Raw genomic sequence first — 17901 nt, forward strand, 5'->3', positions numbered from 1 at the left:
TAAGAATGCAGCCATTTTTATAAAAATCTGAAAATGATGAAAGGAATGAGTGGTTATGCAAATTAAACATGAGGCTTTGGAAGTGGCCGAAACAAAGATGGATAAAACGCTGGGCGTTTTAAGAAAAGAGTTGGTTAGTATCCGTGCGGGGAGGGCGAACGCACAGCTTCTCGACGGAATTATGGTCGATTATTACGGTACGCCGACACCGATCAACCAGGTCGGAAATATTGCTGCGCCAGAGCCAAGGCTTTTGACAATTTCGCTTTGGGATGCGAGCATGCTTCACGAGGTTGAAAAAGCAATCCAGGCTTCTGACCTTGGAATCAATCCGGCCAATGACGGAAAGATCATCCGTCTTGCTTTCCCGGAGATTACAGGCGAAAAACGCCAGGAGCTTGTCAAACTGGCAAAGAAACGGGCGGAGGAAGCCAAAATAGCGATCCGTTCCATTCGCCGTGACGCAAATGAAGCGTTTAAAAAAGACAAAAAGGCCAGTGTTGTAACCGAGGATGATTTTGATATTCTGGAGAAAGAAATACAGACGCTGACGGATAAGAAAATCAAGGAAGCGGATGAAATACTCGCGGCGAAGGAAAAGGAAATCACAGAAATATGACGGAGCTTCTTGGCCTGCCGCTCAATGAGGCGGTATCCATATTGGAAAGGAAACATCAGCCATATGATGTCAAAATGTATTATTCCTATAAGCCTTCGGATGATGTGGATTCTCGGCGGGTTATCCGTGTGAAGGAAACAGGCGGGGTTTATGAGCTTGTTGTGAGTGAATTTAAGACAAAGGTGAATAAGACGTCTCAGGGCTGATGCCTTGGGACGCAATTTTTAAAAAGAGATTTTGAGGAGAAATTACATTGGGGTTGTTTTCGAAAAAACGTTCGGCTGAATTGACAGAGCTTGATTTACATAAGCTGCCAAGGCATGTTGCCGTCATCATGGATGGGAATGGCAGGTGGGCAAAAAAGCGCATGATGCCGAGGGTAGCCGGGCATCGCGCGGGCATGAGCAAGGTTAAAACAATCATCCGCATGAGCAGCGATATCGGAATCAAATATCTGACTCTTTATGCGTTTTCTACAGAGAACTGGAAGCGGCCCAAGGAGGAAGTCGGCGCTCTTATGGGGCTGTTGATCGAGTATTTACAGCGCGAGCTTGACGAGATGCACGAACGAAACGTTATTTTTAATACGATTGGCGATATCACCAAACTCCCGCAGCCGGTGATCGAAGTGCTTGAAAACGCGAAAAAAAAGACGAAAAACAATACCGGGCTTACGCTTAATATTGCGCTGAATTATGGTTCGCGCACAGAAATAGCACAGGCAGTGAGAAGCATAGCGCAGGAAACAAAGGACGGAAAAATTGCTGTTGATGAGATTGATGAGCAAATGATTTCTGATCATCTGGAAACCTCAGGACAGCCGGATCCGGACTTTATGATCCGCACGAGCGGCGAAGAGCGGCTATCCAATTATCTGCTTTACCAGCTGGCTTATGCAGAGTTTTATTTTACGCCGGTTTATTGGCCGGACTTCGATGAAAAAGAATATGAAACCGCTTTGATCGAATATCAAAACAGACAGCGCCGTTATGGCGGACTGTAAGGAGAATATATGGGAAAAAGGATACTTGTTGCAATCCCAATCGTAATCATTGTTGCCCTCGCCGTTTTTTTACAGGGGTGGGTGCTTGCCGTTTTTGTGGCGGCTCTTGCATGTATGTGCCAGTATGAAATCGTACGGGCAATGGACTCGAATGGAAAGCCTGTCGTTAAAACAATGAGTTTCATTTTTACGGGCATTTTGGCGTTGCTTTTCCTGCTGACTTATCAGCAGAATTTTGAATATTACAGCTTTACATGGCTGACGCCGACGGTTGTAATTGCTTTGTTCGTGATCCTTATTATGGCGACTTTCATTGTGGCAATGTTTTCCAAAAAGCACACGATAGAAAGCGTATCGAATACGATTTTTACGTTTGTGTATCCGCAAATGTTTTTTATTTTATTCTATTTTTTGATTCTGAATGTCCCTGCCCAGCAAACGGGAGCGGAATGGTTTCCGGGGGTGATGCTGACAGACCGGTATATTCGCACATTAATCCTTTTGCTGATGGTGTTCCTTCCGGCAATGTTTTCGGATACGGTTGCATATTTTATTGGGAAAGCTTTTGGGAAGACAAAGCTTTGTCCGTCTATCAGTCCGAAAAAAACTGTGGCCGGGTGCGTCGCGGGAATTGTTGGCGGGGTAATTGCAGCGGTGCTGATCTGGCTGATTTTTGATAATATGGTCTATATTGCGGGGCATTATATTGAACTGCAACCGTTTATCAATTATGCAATCTCCGGCGCGGTGCTTGCGATTATTTCCCAGTTTGGTGATCTTTCCGCTTCGTTCATAAAGCGTTCACTGAATATTAAGGATTTTGGCAAGATTTTGCCGGGGCACGGTGGTATAGTAGACAGGATGGATAGCGTATTGTTTTGCATTCCCGTCGTATTTTTGATTTCAACGATGATGTTTATCTGACTTTAGGAGTTTATAGGTTGAAGAAATTATCGATACTCGGCGTGACCGGTTCTGTGGGACAGCAGACTGTGGACACGGTGAGGCAATATCAGGATGAAATGAAAGTTGTTTGTATCTCTGCACACAGGGATATAGAGCAGCTTGCAAGGATAGCAAACGAGCTGCAGCCGGAGTATGTGGCGATCACCGGAACGGTTGCTGGCACCGCTGAGCTTGAGGCAATGCTGTGCTATGACGCGAAGGTGCTTAGTGGGAAAACTGCGCTTGTGGATGCCTGCACAGCAGGGGAGCCTGACATGGTGGCTCTTTCCGTGCTTGGGATTGCAGGGCTGCCGGCATTTGAAGAGTGCCTGAAAAAGAAGATACCGGTGGCGCTTTCCAACAAGGAATCGCTTGTTTGCGGCGGGCAGGTCGTAAGGAATATGATCGACCGTACGGGAACGCTCGTATTGCCTGTGGATAGCGAGCATTCGGCAATTTTTCAATGTCTGAATAATTGTTATGATGTCTCTGAGGTAAGTAAGCTATGGATTACGGCGTCTGGCGGGCCGTTTTTGAATTGGACAAAGGAACAAATAGATCATGCGCCGCTTGAAAAAGCCCTCAGGCATCCCAAGTGGTCGATGGGGCAGAAAATAACGATTGATTCCGCGTCCCTTGCAAATAAAGGGCTGGAAGTGATTGAAGCGCATTTTATGTACCGGATGCCTGTGGATCGAATCAAGGTGCTTGTACATCCGCAAAGCCTGATACATTCCATGGTTGAATGGAAAGACGGTTCTGTGACGGCGCAGCTTGGACCGGTGGATATGCGTATGCCTATCCAAAAAGCGCTTTTGTACCCGCAGATGTTTGAAAATCCAACCATCGAGCCTCTTGATTTTTACGAAATCAGCAAGCTGGAGTTTATCAAGCCGGATTTTGAGCGGTTTCCGTGTTTAAGGCTTGCATACGACGCAATCGAAACGTCGACGACGGCAGTTTATAATACGGCAAATGAAGTGGCAGTGGATTATTTCCTGCGGGGACGCATGGAATTTTACAGGATTTATGAGATTATCCACGAGAGTATGCAGAAATTTTGTGGTATCCGGCCGCAAAGCGTTGCGGAAATCATGGAGCTTGATACAGACGTCCGAAAGTATGCGCAAAGTATGCTTGCGGACGATTCGGGAGGAAAATAGTTGCAGATTGTAATCAGCATTGTCGTAACATTATTGGTGCTGACAGGGCTTGTTGTAGCGCATGAGTTCGGACACTATATTGTTGCGAAAAAACGTGGAATTAAGGTCGCAGAATTTGCGATTGGCTTTGGGCCCAAACTAATTAAATGGCGCCGGAATGAAACAGAGTTTTCGATTCGACCTTTTTTTATCGGAGGATTTAACCGGTTTGCAGATGATGAGGAAAAGGATCCTGTTCCGGGAGATTTTCGTGCGGCTTCGCTGAAGAGCCGTTTCCTGACAATCATCGCGGGGCCGGCAATGAATGTAATTGTAGCGGTTATCCTGTCGGTTGTTGTACTGATGGCTGCCGGGACGAACCAGATTGCCGTTCACAGCGTGAGCGCAGATTCTCCTGCGGCGCAGGCAGGAATACAGGAAGGCGATATCGTAAAAAGCTACAATGGCGTGGATATCCAATTACAGTACGATTGGCAGGATGCGATTGGAAAACAAAAAACGGGCGACAGCCTGCCGCTTGTTATCGAGCGGGATGGAAAGGAAATGTCGCTCAATGTTCCATACATGCAAAATGAAGATGGACAGAAGCTCATCGGGATTGAGGTGAATCCTTATGGACCAATTAAAACCTTCAATTTTTTTGAAGCGATAGGTCTCAGTTTTAAGTGGCTTTTCATGGTGACGAGGGAGATGCTGCAGTCCCTGGGCCAGTTGTTCTTCATGGGGCAGGGGATTGAAAACATGGCGGGTATCGTCGGAGTGACACAAATGGTGGGAACCGTCGCCATATCAGGCGGTTTTTACAGCGTGCTGTCGTTATCTGCCCTTTTGAGCGTGAATCTTGCAATCGTCAATCTTTTGCCGATTCCTGCGCTCGATGGAGGAAAGATCGTGCTTTACGCTGTGGAAGGAGTTCGGAAAAAGCCTGCTTCTCCAAAGGTGGAAGGCGCACTGAATATGATTGGAATGGTCCTGATATTTGGACTTGCAATTTTCCTGGTGTTTCAGGATATACACCGAATGCTGGTTTAGCTGGTGAAAGGAATGAGACGATGAAAACAAGGGAAGTCAATGTCGGCGGCGTTTGTATCGGCGGGAAAAATCCGATTGCGATCCAATCCATGACAAATACGGACACAAAGGACGCCCGCGCGACGATAGCGCAGATTAAGGAACTCGAAAAAGCAGGATGTGAGATCGTACGGTGCGCCGTATACGACGAAGAGTGCGCGGCTGCGCTCAGAGAGGTCAGAGAGCAGATTTCTATTCCGCTGGTAGCGGATGTGCATTTTGATGCTATGGTGGCAGTCGCAGCGATTGAGAATGGCGTCGACAAAATCCGTATCAACCCGGGCAATATTGGAGGAGCAGATAAAATTGCGCTTGTCGTGGACGCTGCAAAAGCGCATCATATTCCGATCAGGGTAGGAGCGAATGCAGGCTCGCTCTCAAAAGAAATGCTGGAGCGCTTTGGAGGCCCTACCGCGCAGGCGCTTGTGGAAAGTGCGATTAACAATATCCGCATTTTGGAGCGGGCGCATTTTGAGGACATTGTGGTTTCTATAAAATCATCGAATGTTCCGGTATGCGTGGAGGCCTATCGCAGTATTTCAAGAAAAGTGAACTATCCGCTGCATCTTGGAGTAACAGAAGCCGGAACCTATAAAATGGCGGTTATTAAATCGTCGATTGCGCTTGGCGCGTTGATTCTGGATGGAATTGGGGATACGATCAGGGTATCGATCACAGGCGATCCAGTGCAGGAAATTTATGCTGCAAAGGATATTTTGAAAAGCTGCGGACTGCGGGAAACAGGCGTGGAGATTATATCATGCCCGACCTGCGGAAGATGCACGATAGATATTGAAAAAATTGCCGCAAATGTGGAACGTTTTACGCAGAATATAGATATCCCCATTAAAATTGCAGTAATGGGGTGCGCTGTGAACGGCCCGGGCGAGGCGCGCGAGGCAGACATTGGCATCGCTGGCGGAAGAGGAGAAGGGCTCCTGTTTTCGCACGGAAAGGTTATCAAAAAAGTAGATGAATTCGATATACTTCCAGAGCTTAGGCGTATGATTCTGGAACTGGTTGACGAAAGGAAAAACGAAAAGTGAACGCTCTCATAAACGATTTGACAAAAGTGCTGGACAAAATCAAAAAAAACAATCGTTTTCAGGATTTGATTGAATTTGACAGGGTTGAATTACTTTCAGACGAGGGAGCCTTGGAAGCATTTTTCAAAACCTCAAAACATCTTTCCCCCGTTGAGTTTATAAAAATAAGGGAAGAGCTTTCAAAAGAATGCAACAAAAAAGTAAAAATATCCCTTGACCAGTCCGGATATGCGCAGGAGCTGCGTGAAAACAGCGTGTCTCTCGAGCAGCATTTGAAGGACTTTTTGATCCTTTCAGAGCCAACGGTCATGCCCTTTGTAAAGGGCGCGCAGATTACGCTTAAGGATAACCTTCTTGAAATTGTTTTTGAGACAGAAATGGGCGAGAATATTTTCGGTGTGATGAATCTGGGACGATTGGCGGAAAGGTTTCTTTGCGATACCTACGGAATTCAGGTTGCTGCCCGGACGACGGTGTCAGGGGAAGCAAAGAGTGAGTATGAGCCGTCCGGTGAAGTGCAGGACGCGATTGCAACTCCCGTAGCGTCTGAGAGCAGGCATGCAAAACAGCCTGTTATGTTTTCCGCGCCGCCGCCGGACGAGGCGCCTCCGGAGACAGAAGCGGATGCGACAGGCGGCATTCCGGAAAGTACGGCGAGGCCTGCCGCACGCATGGAGCGAAGCGCAGGAACTGCTGCGCTTACAAAGATTTGCGATTTACAGGTGGATACCCGCAGCACGATTGAGGGCGAGGTCGTTTTTACTGAGGACAAGGAACTCAAAAACGGCGAGCTTATAAAACATAAATTTGTATTGAGCGATTATACATCAAGCATTACCTGTTTTTTCCTTGAAAGCAGCAAATACAGAACCAAGCTTACCGCACCCAAAAAAGGCCAGTGGGTTGTTGTTACAGGACTTTGTGCGGATGACACCTTCGAACATGAAAAAACGGTCAAAGCACAAAAAATCGAAAAATCCAACCACAAGGACAGGCAGGATAATGCCGAGGTGAAGCGCGTTGAGCTCCATACGCATACGCAGATGTCTGCGCAGGATGGTGTTTCGGACGTGAAAAAGATTGTAGCGCGTGCGGCGCAATGGGGGCACAAAGCAATCGCAATTACGGATCACGGCGTGGTGCAGGCTTTTCCGGACGCTGCCAACGCAGCAAAGGCGAATGGAATACATCTCATATATGGCGTAGAAGCGTATATGATCGACGATACGAAAAAAATATATGACTCCAACCAGGCAAAAAAATTTGAAGACGAGTACGTCGTATTTGATATTGAGACGACCGGACTTTCCCATATTAACTGCGATATCACTGAAATCGGTGCTGTGCGTGTGCAAAACGGCGAAATTACGGACCGTTTCCAGACGTTTGTAAAACCGTCAAAGCCGATTCCGCCTAAAATCGTTTCATTGACGGGAATCACGGACGATATGGTAAAGGACGCGCCGCTTCCCGAGCAGGCTCTGGCCGAATTGAAAGAATTTTGCGGGGACGACTCCGTATTGGTGGCGCACAATTCTGATTTTGATACGAAGTTCATATTCCATAAATCAAAGGCGTTTGGGATAACCTATCAGAACAAGGTAGTGGATTCGCTTGCGTTGTGCAGGCTTGCTTTTCCACGGCTGAAAAACCATAAACTCAATACGGTAGCGGCACATCTTCGTATTCCGCTTGAGCATCACAGGGCTGTAAACGACGCAATTTGTACGGCAAAAATAATGCTGGAATGCTTTGATGAATTCCGTAAGCTCGGCGCGGAGGATATGCAGGGGGTAAACAACCTCTTTTTGGAGAACAGCAATGGCAAAAGTGCCAAGACTTACCACACGATTATATTGTGTAAAAATAAGCGGGGACTGCGCAATCTGTATAAATTGATATCCCATGCGCATCTGGATTATTTTTACCGCAAACCCCGAATGCCAAAAAGCCTGATTGAAGAGCACAGGGAGGGCCTTATAATCGGCTCTGCCTGTGAGGCTGGCGAGCTTTACCAGGCGCTTCTTGCGGGAGCGGGCGAGAAGAAGCTCGAGCAAATCGCGTCCTTTTATGATTATTTGGAAATACAACCCGTCGCAAACAACGAGTTTATGGTTAAGCAGGGAATCCTTGCAAGCACGCAGGACATACGCCAGTGCAATAAGCGGATTGTGGAGCTGGGGAAAAAGCTTGGCAAGCTTGTTGTGGCGACCTGCGACGTTCACTTTCTGGATCCGCACGAAGAATATTTTCGCCGTATTATTTTCCAGATACAGGGCTATGACGATACACAGCAGGCCCCGCTTTATTTGCGTACGACAGATGAAATGCTCAAGGAGTTTGCCTATCTGGGAGAAGAAACGGCCTTTGAAGTTGTTGTAGAGAACTCCAATAAGATTGCGGACATGACGGAAGAAATCGAACTTTTTCAGTCGGAGACGGCAATGCCGAGCATTGAAGGCGCATCTGAAAAAATAACGGAGCTTGCGTTTAAAACGGCAAAGGAAAAATATGGTGATCCTCTCCCGGAGATGATTGAGGCAAGGCTAAAACGCGAACTGGACTCAATCGTTGGACATGGATTTTCCGTCCTTTATTACAGCGCCCACAGGCTTGTAAAAAAATCAAACGAAGACGGTTATCTGGTTGGTTCAAGGGGATCGGTTGGTTCCAGCCTTGCGGCAACCATGACGGGTATTACGGAGGTAAATCCATTGCCGCCGCATTATGTATGCCCGAACTGCAAGCATTCGGATTTCAATGTCGATAAGGAAAAGTATCCTTCAGGCGTTGATTTGCCGGATGCGAAGTGCCCGAAGTGCGGGACGCAGTATTTGAAAGACGGATATGATATCCCGTTTGAGGTATTCCTTGGAATCGACGCAGACAAGGTGCCTGATATTGACCTGAACTTTTCCGGCGAATATCAGCCTGTCGCGCATAAATACACGGAGGTTTTGTTTGGAAAAGGCCACGTCTTCCGGGCGGGAACGATCAGCGCGGTCAAAGATAAAATTGCCTATGGCTACGTCAAAAAATTTCTGGAGCAAACGGGCACTTATGCGAATGAAGCGGAAATAAACCGCTTGGTGCAAGGCGTTTCCGGTGTAAAAAAGACCACAGGGCAGCATCCGGGAGGCATTGTTATTGTCCCCAAAGAAATGGAAGTATATGATTTTACGCCGGTGCAAAAGCCTGCGGATTCCGCGGATGCCGAGTGGGTTACGACGCATTTTGATTTCAACTCCATGCACGACATCCTGATCAAGCTGGATATCCTCGGCCATGATGTTCCTACCATCATAAGGCTGTTGCAGGACGCTACCGGTATCGATCCGCTGACAATACCGCTTGACGACCAGCCCACGATGAAGCTTTTCTCCGGGCTGGAGCCGCTTGGCCTCAAATCAAAGGATTTGCTTGGGATCCAGACGGGTACGCTGGGCATTCCGGAATTTGGCACAAAGTTCGTACGGCAAATGCTGATGGATACCAAGCCAACGACAATGTCGGAAATCGTTCGTATCAGCGGGCTCTCCCATGGTACGGACGTATGGCTGGGAAACGCGCAGGACCTGATTAAGGCGGGCACATGCACCCTGAAGGAAGCCATTTGTACCCGCGATGATATTATGAACTATCTGGTGGACAGGGGCGTGGAAAAGCGCATGGCATTTTTCATTATGGAGGCGACCAGAAAAGGAAAGATCGCAAAGAACGGTTTTTCAGAGGATATGCAAAAAGCGCTTGACGACGCGCATATCGCAGACTGGTTTGTGGAATCATGTAAAAAGATCAAATACATGTTCCCAAAAGCGCATGCGGTTGCTTATGTCATTATGGCTTACCGCATCGCATATTGTAAGGTGCATTATCCGCAAGCCTTCTATTCCTCTTATTTCACAGTTCGTTCAGGCGATTTTGACGCGTCTTACGTCGCCGGCGGGCTCGATGATATTAAGAAAAACTGGCAGATGCTGGAAAGCAATGGAAATGCGACCGCGAATGAAAAGAATATGGCGACCATGCTTGAAGTAGCGTGCGAGATGTATCTGAGGGGCATTCACTTTTTGCCGGTAGATCTCGAAAAATCCGACGCGGAGAAATTTTTGATTGAAGAAGGGGGGCTGCGGCTTCCGTTCCTTTCCATTCCAAAGCTTGGCGGTAACGCTGCCGCGAAGGTTGTGGAAGAACGCGAGCGGGGCGCATTTTTATCGATAGAAGACCTTCGCAAACGCGCAAAGCTTTCGTCCTCCGTCATCGAAGAAATGCAGAAAATGGGAACGCTTACCGGATTATCGCAGACCAACCAGCTGAGTTTGTTTGATTTTTAATCGAATAAAACAGTTGTAATTGACTATTCGCCGATGCGGCTATATAATATATAAGTGAGTTTTTAGCTGCAATAGAGGGGAAACGTTGTTTTTTATTATTGCGTAAGCATTCAGCTGCCTGTGCGCAAAAGGCGCGCGTGTAGCTGAATTTTCACTGCGGGCAAAGGCTTGATTTTTGTCTGACAATCAAAATAGGAGGGAACAATTGATGAAGAAACGAAGCTTAGTTGGAATTATCGTTACGTTCATACTGATCGCTTTGTTGTGTTTTGTTGTCATCAACGGTTTCGATGTTGGGATTTATGAAATCAGGCCACTGAATGGTATCCAACAGGGACTGGACTTAACCGGCGGAGTTTATACCGTCTATCAGGCGCAGGATACGTCTGTAGATGATTTTGACAGCAAGATGGATGGTGCGATGCTTATTTTCAGGGACCGCCTTGATGCGAAGGGATTTACGGAGGCGACCGTAACCAAACAGGGAAACGATAAGATTCGTGTGGAAATCCCGATCAACGCCACAAGTGAGATGCAGGATCCGAATGAGGTGGCCGCATTTATTGGTACACCGGCAAAGCTGGAGTTTGTAGATCCGAACGGCGATACGATTTTTGATGGAAGCAAGATCAAAAGCGCACAGGCCGGACAGGACTCGCAAACCCAGAAATATATCGTCAGCTTTGAACTGGACGAAGAAGGCGCGAAGCTTTTTGCGGATGCAACCACAACATTTTTAGGGCAGAATATTTCGATTACGGTTGATGGAGAAACGATTTCCACGGCAACCGTGCAGTCCATCATTGCAGGCGGGAAGGGCCAGATTTCAGGCAACTTTACCCTGGAAGAAGCGCAAAACCTTGCGATGCAAATTGAAAGTGGCGCGTTGCCTCTTGAAATGAATGAAATCGAGGTGCGTTCCATCAGTGCAACGCTTGGATATGGCGCGCTGCAAAACAGCATTTATGCGGGTATCATCGGTCTGATCATACTGTTTGCGTTTATATTGATCTATTACAGGTTGCCGGGACTTACGGCATGTATGGCGCTTTTGGTATATATTTGCTTTGTAATGCTGCTTTTGGCAAGCGTTCCGGGCGTGCAGCTTACGCTCCCGGGCATTGCGGGTATCATACTTGGTATCGGTATGGCGGTCGATGCGAACGTCATTATATTCGAGCGCTTTAAAGAAGAATTCCGGACAGGCAAGACCTTGAGGACTTCGTTTAACGCGGGTTTCCAAAAAGCGTTTGTGACAATCCTCGATTCGAACGTTACGACGCTCATCTGCGCGATTGTGCTTGCCGTATTTGGAACGGGTACGCTTAAGAGCTTCGCTTACACGCTGATTATCAGTATCATCGTATCAATGATATCGGCGCTCTTGATTACCAAAGGAATACTTAAGATGTTTATCAACCTTAACATCAAAAATCCAAATGTGTTTATGGCGAAAGCAAAGCAAATCAGGGAAGCGGCAAAGGCTGCCAGGGAAGGGGGAAATGCGTAATGAAAATCACGAAACATTTCAAAAAATTCCTGATCCTTCCGATTGCGATCATTGTACTGGGTATCGTGTTTGGCTTTGTGAATGGAGGCCTTAACCTCGGTATTGACTTTACGGGCGGCAGCATAATCACCATTGACATGAAGGGCGAATTCGATACCAATGTGGTTGAGGATGCGCTTAAAAATAACGGAATGGGAGATTCGCCGATTGTAAAAGCCGGCGACGGCTATACGCAGGCGGAAATCCGTATGCGTGACTTAAACGATGAAGAGCTCCAGTCCACGACAAACGACGCAATCCTTGCGGATCTGCAAACCACTTATCCTGACGCGGAAATCGTAACGGTAGATAAGGTGGGCGGCGTGGCAAGCAGCGAACTTGTACGAAACGCATTTCTTGCGGTTGCAGTAGCATGTGGATTGATGCTGATTTATATTTGGATCAGGTTCCAGCTTTACAATGGTATCAGCGCAGTTATTATGCTGATTCATGACGTGGGAATCATGATTGCGATCATGTGCATTATGCAAATACAGATCAACAGTGCGTTTATTGCGGCGTGCCTTACAATCGTCGGCTATTCGATTAACAATACGATTGTTATTTTTGACAGGGTGCGTGATAATCTGACAATAGCAGGTGTAAAAAAGCTGCCAAGGCCGGAGATAGCGGACATCAGCATCAAGGAGACGCTCACGAGGACAATGAACACCTCCATAACGACGCTGATTATGATCGTATGCCTTTATATTTTTGGCGTACCGGCCATCAAGGAATTTTCCTTCCCGATCATCGTCGGACTGTTGGCAGGCGTTTATTCGTCCGTATTCCTCGCGGCTCCGATGTGGGCGCTTATGGCAGACCGTTTTGATAAAAAACAAAATCAGGCAAAGGCAAGCGGAAACAAGAAAAAGAAAAAGGCGCAGAAAAAGCCTGCGAAAGCATGATTCTGCGGATTTGCTTGTATATCAACAAGTAAACGTAATTGGATAACAAAAAGACCTTCTCTCAAAAGGAGGTCTTTTTTAAAAGGAAAACGTATGCGATATATCCTGAAACAAAAGGAACAACTGAATACGCAGGAGAATGCTGTGAAAGAGTTGTGCGGTGCGCTCAAAATTTCGAAGATTACAGCAAGGCTTTTGTGTGCGCGCGGTATTTGTGATGTCGGGCAGGCGCGCGAATTTTTAAATCCGGACATCAGCCAGTTGAACGATCCATATTTGTTTCACGATATGCGCGATGCGGTCAGTACAATTAAGCATATGATTGCAACTGGCGGCAGAATATGCGTTTATGGAGATTACGACGCGGATGGTATTTCAGCAAGCGCGATTTTATACCAGACGTTGATTCAAATGGGCGCGAACGTAGAGGTGTTCCTTCCCAACAGGATGGAGCATGGATACGGACTATCGACGGAAAACATTAAAAACCTTACGGATATTTCACTGCTGATCACGGTGGATTGCGGCATCACCAATGTGGAAGAGATCGCCCTCGCGCACGAAATGGGAATGAAGACAATCGTTACCGACCATCACGAGTGCCCGCATGTGCTGCCAAGAGCTGATTATATCATCAACCCTAAAAATCCGAAGGAAAAGTATCCTGTTGATTCGTTGTGCGGCGCGGGGGTTGCGTTTAAACTGTCTCAGGCGCTGATCGGCGATGACGCGCTCAGAATGATCGATATTGCGGCGCTTGCTACAATCGCGGATATCGTACCGCTTGTCGGTGAAAATCGTGTGATTGCATCGCTGGGGCTAAAACGTATCAACGAAGAGCCGAATCCGGGGATTGCCGCACTGATAAAACAGGCGTGTGCGAAGCGCGCGGGTGAAGTGGACGCACAGACTGTGTCGTTTGTTTTAGCACCGCGTATCAATGCTGCAGGGCGGATATCAACGGCAAGGATTGCCTTTGAGTTATTAACGGAAAAAGACGGGAATACGCTTGATCGGCTTGCTGAAGAGCTTTGCAGCCTGAATGCGGATCGGCAGCAGCGCCAGGAAAAGGTTGTGAGTGAGGCGCTCGGCATGCAGGAGGAAGAAGGCGACGAACAGGACTGGTTGATTCTTCTGTATCAAAAGGACTGGGATATTGGAATCGTAGGACTTGCGGCGTCCAAGGTATCGGAAAGATACACGAGGCCAACGATTTTGCTTGGCGAATCCGAACCGGGAGTCTATACCGGTTCTGCACGCAGTATCCCTGGGGTGAATATATATGAAGCCATGAGCTCGCAGGGAAAACTATTTGAAAAATTTGGCGGCCATGCCGGCGCGGCGGGGCTTACGCTTAAAGAAGAAAATTTACCGGTTTTGCGCCATCGGCTGAATGAATATATGAAGGAGCACTATAACGAAGAGGTTTTCCGGCCTTTAAAGACTTACGATCTCGAAATTGTTCCGGCAGATATTTCAAACTCACTCATTCGGGAATTTGATTGTTTAAGGCCGTTTGGTTTCAAGAACGAGCAGGTGGAGGTGCTGATTCGAAATGCCAGAGTCAGTGATATCCGTTCGATCGGCGAGGATAAGCACGCGAAATTTTTGCTTGGAAAAGGTGGCAAAAGTGTGAACGGCGTTATTTTTGGAACGCAGGCGGTGGATGTGCCGGAATGCGCTGACGCGGTGGGAACGCTTAACATCAATACATACGACAATAAACCACAGATGATCGTGAATACGTTTTCTTATCAGGAGACAGCAGGCGAGCTCGTCAGGACGATGAAAAAGCACCTGCTGGGCATAAAAAAGGCGAAACAGCAGGATATTGATACATACTTTATGGAACGAGACAGGCTGCTTCAGGTCTATGTGGTTTTAAAGGGAATCAGCGACCAGAAAATTTCTTTTGCGGACGAAGGAGCGATGACTGCTTTTCTGCAAAAGTATGTGCAGGGTATCACAATCCCCAATATTTGTTTTGCCTTGCTTGTTTTTGAGGAAATAAGTTTGCTAGATATCAAAAAAAATGATAGAATACACATTATGATACGCTCTGGAAAGCGTGATTTAAGCGAAAGCGGAACGTATCAAAAGTTTCTTTTAGGGAGAGCTCATAATGGACCTGAAATCTAAAATCAGAAATATCAACGATTTTCCGGAAAAGGGCGTTATATTTCGGGACATCACAACACTCATCAAGGATGCGGAAGCATTCGCGTATGTGACGGAAACAATGGCGGAACAGGTAAGCGGACAGGATATCGATATGATTGTGGTGCTTGATGCGCGCGGATTCCTGTTTGGATCGCCGGTTGCGTATCTACTGAAAAAGGGCGTTGTACCTGTGCGTAAGAAGGATAAACTTCCGGCGGAAACTTATCAGGTGGAATACGCGCTTGAGTATGGCACAGGTAGTCTCGAAATGCACAAAGACGCATTGGAAAAAGGAATGCGCGTTGCTATTTTTGACGATTTGCTGGCCACAGGCGGCACTGCAAAGGCTGCGTGCGAGCTTGTGGAAAAGGCGGGAGCGCAGGTTGCGTCCCTTAATTTTGTAATTGAACTGAAGGATTTACGCGGACGGGAAAAACTCGAAGGTTATCAGCTTTTTTCTTTGTTGGAATATTAAGCGGGACAGGCAGGGGAGAATTGGGTGTCGGACTTTTATAAGGATTTTATCAGGCGGCATAAATTAGAATATGATCCTATGGTGGAAAAAGCGTTCCAGATGGCGGAGAAGGCGCATGAAGGCCAGCTGCGCCATTCCGGCGAGCCCTTTTTTACGCATCCTCTTGCAGTCGCGGATATTATTGCGGATTTGGGCCTCGACAACACCACGATTATTGCGGGCATCCTGCATGATTCGGTTGAGGATACCGTTATCACCAACGAGGACATTGCGCGCGAGTTCAATCCTGAGATTGTAAAGCTCGTTGACGGCGTGACAAAGCTCAAAAATTATGATTTTAAGACGCGCGAGGAACAGCAATGGGAGAGCTTACGCAAAATGTTCCTTGCCATGGCGTCGGATATTCGCGTGGTCATTATCAAGCTTGCCGACAGGCTGCACAATATGCGTACGCTCAAATACCAGTCGGAAAACAAACAGATTGAAAAAGCAACGGAAACGCTGGAAATATATGCGCCGCTTGCACACCGGCTTGGAATCAGCACGATTAAGTGGGAGTTAGAAGATTTATCTTTGAAATTCCTGCATCCGGACGAATATTTTGAGATTGCCAATAAGATTGCCTCGACGCGCGCAGAGCGCGAAAAGCAAATCAATTCTGTTATTGTAAAGCTTGAGGATAAGCTCTCGGAAATGAAAATCAAAGCGGAGATCGAAGGCCGCCCCAAACATATTTACAGCATCTATAAAAAGATGAAGGAAAAGCACAAGGTCTTTGAGGAGGTTTACGACCTGATTGCAATCAGGATCATCGTATCCAGCATCAAGGATTGTTACGGAGTTTTGGGAACGGTCCACACGATGTGGAAACCAATCCCGTTGCGTTTTAAAGATTATATTGCAGTACCCAAGCAGAATATGTATCAGTCGCTGCATACGACGTTGCTGGGTGAGGATGGAAAACCCTTTGAGGTACAGATTCGCACCTACAATATGCACCGTACGGCAGAATACGGTATCGCCGCACACTGGAAATATAAAGAAGGCGGCAAGGGAGACCAGATGGACTCCAAGCTGGCGTGGCTCAGGGAACTGATGGAGTGGCAGAACGACCTTAAGGATTCCAAGGAATTCATGGAAACCCTGAAGGTGAACATTTTTGCCGATACTGTTTTTGTGTTTACTCCAAAGGGCGACGTAAAAGATTTTGTGAATGGCGCTACGCCGCTTGATTTTGCGTACAGCATCCATAGTGCGATCGGAAACAAATGCGTTGGCGCGAAGGTAAACGGAAAGATTGTACCGCTTGATTATCAGCTGCAGACGGGCGATATCGTCGATATCATTACCTCTAATTCGGCTACGCCAAGCAGGGACTGGCTCAAATTTGTTAAAACAGCGCAGGCGCGCAGCAAGATCAAACAATGGTTTAAAAAGCAGCTGAAGGAAGAAAATATTGTAAAAGGCCGCGAAATGCTTGAAAAAGAAGCAAAGCGGCAGGGTTATGCGCTCCATGACCTGCTCAAGCCGGATTGGCTCTCTGTTTTATACAAACGGTTTACGCTCAATTCGCAGGACGATATGTTTGCCGCAGTCGGTTACGGCGCGATTTCGGTCAACCAGATTCTTTTAAAGTTGATCGAACAATATAAGATCGCGAATAATATCGACACGGGAACGGAAGAACTGAAAATTGTCAAACGCACGGGCAAAGGTTCGGAGGATGATATCAAAGTAAAAGGCAGCACAGGGCTTGCCGTGCGCTTTGCAAAGTGCTGTAATCCGGTGCCGGGGGATGATATCATTGGATATATCACGCGTGGGCGGGGTGTGTGCGTACACACAAAAGAATGTAAAAATTTACATGATGTTGATAAGGAACGCCTGATCGACGTTGCATGGGCCGGAGACCAGACGACCTCATATAATGTCGAAGTACAGATTGTCGCGGACGACAGGCCGGGCCTTATGGTAGAAATATCGCAGGCTATGTATAATACCGGCAGGGATATTACGGCAATCAATGCACATTCGGCAAAAAATGGCAGCGCGACGATCTCGTTGCGTTCGAATATTACGTCTGTGCAGGACTTAGGCGATCTGATAAACAAGTTGAAGAGCCTGAAAGGCGTGCATGAAGTATCGCGTGTGAATTATTGAGGGGCTGTAGATGAGAGCGGTTGTGCAGCGTGTGAAAAATGCGTCCGTATCGGTGGACGGCGACATTGTCGCAAAAATAGATGCAGGTATTGTGGTGCTTCTTGGCATCGCGCAGGACGATACGGTAAAAGATATGGAATATATTGCGGACAAGTGTGTCAATCTACGGATATTTGAGGATGGACAGGACGTAATGAACCTTTCTCTTAAGGATATCGGCGCGGAGCTGTTGCTTGTATCACAGTTTACGCTTTATGGGGACGCGCGAAAGGGAAGGCGCCCAAGCTATATCAAAGCCGCGCCGCCTGAGGATGCGCGGGATCTTTTTGAACAGTGCATTTATATATTCCGCGAACGGTGCGACAGGCTGCAGACCGGGACGTTTCAGGCTGATATGGACGTTGCGCTTGTAAACGACGGGCCTGTTACGATCCTGCTTGACAGCAGAAAAGAATTTTAGGACGGTAG

14 protein-coding genes are annotated in these 17901 nt (G+C 47.2%); all 14 read left to right on the plus strand.

Features of this window, described 5'->3' with window-relative positions:
• Window positions 1-55: 55 nt before the first annotated feature.
• The 14 genes from frr (at window position 56) to dtd (ending at window position 17893) form a co-directional block, all read left to right on the plus strand.
• Window positions 56-619 (plus strand): ribosome recycling factor, encoded by a 564-nt coding sequence (gene frr, locus CHK_RS13715; RefSeq protein WP_046444644.1) that lies wholly within the window; start codon window positions 56-58, stop codon window positions 617-619.
• Window positions 616-825 carry a hypothetical protein gene (locus tag CHK_RS13720; protein ID WP_046444645.1) on the plus strand — a complete coding sequence of 70 codons (210 nt, stop codon included), beginning with the start codon at window positions 616-618 and terminating at the stop codon, window positions 823-825. The genes frr and CHK_RS13720 overlap by 4 nt, the downstream gene beginning before the upstream one ends.
• Before the next feature lie 47 nt (window positions 826-872).
• Entirely contained in the window at window positions 873-1622 is a 750-nt protein-coding gene (locus tag CHK_RS13725) for an isoprenyl transferase (RefSeq protein ID WP_059108599.1), read from the plus strand.
• 9 nt (window positions 1623-1631) lie between these two features.
• The gene (locus CHK_RS15875) at window positions 1632-2546 is read left to right on the plus strand and encodes a phosphatidate cytidylyltransferase (protein ID WP_052740613.1); all 915 of its coding nucleotides are present in this window, start codon (window positions 1632-1634) and stop codon (window positions 2544-2546) included.
• A 17-nt stretch (window positions 2547-2563) separates the two neighbouring features.
• Window positions 2564-3730: a 1-deoxy-D-xylulose-5-phosphate reductoisomerase gene (gene dxr, locus CHK_RS13735; protein ID WP_046444647.1), complete on the plus strand. Its 1167-nt coding sequence runs from the start codon at window positions 2564-2566 to the stop codon at window positions 3728-3730.
• Window positions 3731-4762 carry a M50 family metallopeptidase gene (locus tag CHK_RS13740; RefSeq protein WP_046444648.1) on the plus strand — a complete coding sequence of 344 codons (1032 nt, stop codon included), beginning with the start codon at window positions 3731-3733 and terminating at the stop codon, window positions 4760-4762.
• A gap of 20 nt (window positions 4763-4782) precedes the next feature.
• Window positions 4783-5847, plus strand: a complete 1065-nt coding sequence (gene ispG, locus CHK_RS13745; RefSeq protein WP_046444649.1) for a flavodoxin-dependent (E)-4-hydroxy-3-methylbut-2-enyl-diphosphate synthase — start codon at window positions 4783-4785, stop codon at window positions 5845-5847.
• Entirely contained in the window at window positions 5844-10181 is a 4338-nt protein-coding gene (locus CHK_RS13750; protein ID WP_052740614.1) for a PolC-type DNA polymerase III, read from the plus strand. The genes ispG and CHK_RS13750 overlap by 4 nt, the downstream gene beginning before the upstream one ends.
• A 208-nt stretch (window positions 10182-10389) precedes the next feature.
• Window positions 10390-11691 carry a protein translocase subunit SecD gene (secD, locus tag CHK_RS13755; RefSeq protein ID WP_046444650.1) on the plus strand — a complete coding sequence of 434 codons (1302 nt, stop codon included), beginning with the start codon at window positions 10390-10392 and terminating at the stop codon, window positions 11689-11691.
• A complete protein-coding gene (gene secF / locus CHK_RS13760; protein WP_046444651.1) occupies window positions 11691-12638 on the plus strand; it encodes a protein translocase subunit SecF in 948 nt (315 codons plus the stop codon). The genes secD and secF overlap by 1 nt, the downstream gene beginning before the upstream one ends.
• Before the next feature lie 93 nt (window positions 12639-12731).
• Window positions 12732-14777, plus strand: coding sequence for a single-stranded-DNA-specific exonuclease RecJ (gene recJ / locus CHK_RS15880; protein ID WP_052740615.1), 2046 nt, complete (start codon window positions 12732-12734; stop codon window positions 14775-14777).
• Window positions 14761-15273 (plus strand): adenine phosphoribosyltransferase, encoded by a 513-nt coding sequence (locus CHK_RS13770; RefSeq protein WP_046444652.1) that lies wholly within the window; start codon window positions 14761-14763, stop codon window positions 15271-15273. Before recJ ends, CHK_RS13770 begins: the two co-directional genes overlap by 17 nt.
• A gap of 24 nt (window positions 15274-15297) precedes the next feature.
• The gene (locus CHK_RS13775; RefSeq protein WP_330379283.1) at window positions 15298-17433 is read left to right on the plus strand and encodes a RelA/SpoT family protein; all 2136 of its coding nucleotides are present in this window, start codon (window positions 15298-15300) and stop codon (window positions 17431-17433) included.
• Window positions 17434-17443: 10 nt separating this feature from the next.
• Window positions 17444-17893 carry a D-aminoacyl-tRNA deacylase gene (gene dtd, locus CHK_RS13780; protein ID WP_046444653.1) on the plus strand — a complete coding sequence of 150 codons (450 nt, stop codon included), beginning with the start codon at window positions 17444-17446 and terminating at the stop codon, window positions 17891-17893.
• The last annotated feature ends 8 nt before the right edge of the window (window positions 17894-17901 follow it).

It is taken from the genome of Christensenella hongkongensis (genome assembly GCF_000981035.1).
Taxonomy (GTDB): Bacteria; Bacillota; Clostridia; order Christensenellales; family Christensenellaceae; genus Christensenella; species Christensenella hongkongensis.

Coding starts and splice junctions, on each gene's coding strand:
- CHK_RS13770 (WP_046444652.1), top strand. CDS start 14,761: ATGGACCTGAAATCTAAAATCAGAAATATCAACGATTTTCCGGAAAAG.
- recJ (WP_052740615.1), top strand. CDS start 12,732: ATGCGATATATCCTGAAACAAAAGGAACAACTGAATACGCAGGAGAAT.
- frr (WP_046444644.1), top strand. CDS start 56: ATGCAAATTAAACATGAGGCTTTGGAAGTGGCCGAAACAAAGATGGAT.
- secF (WP_046444651.1), top strand. CDS start 11,691: ATGAAAATCACGAAACATTTCAAAAAATTCCTGATCCTTCCGATTGCG.
- CHK_RS13720 (WP_046444645.1), top strand. CDS start 616: ATGACGGAGCTTCTTGGCCTGCCGCTCAATGAGGCGGTATCCATATTG.
- dtd (WP_046444653.1), top strand. CDS start 17,444: ATGAGAGCGGTTGTGCAGCGTGTGAAAAATGCGTCCGTATCGGTGGAC.
- secD (WP_046444650.1), top strand. CDS start 10,390: ATGAAGAAACGAAGCTTAGTTGGAATTATCGTTACGTTCATACTGATC.
- ispG (WP_046444649.1), top strand. CDS start 4,783: ATGAAAACAAGGGAAGTCAATGTCGGCGGCGTTTGTATCGGCGGGAAA.
- CHK_RS15875 (WP_052740613.1), top strand. CDS start 1,632: ATGGGAAAAAGGATACTTGTTGCAATCCCAATCGTAATCATTGTTGCC.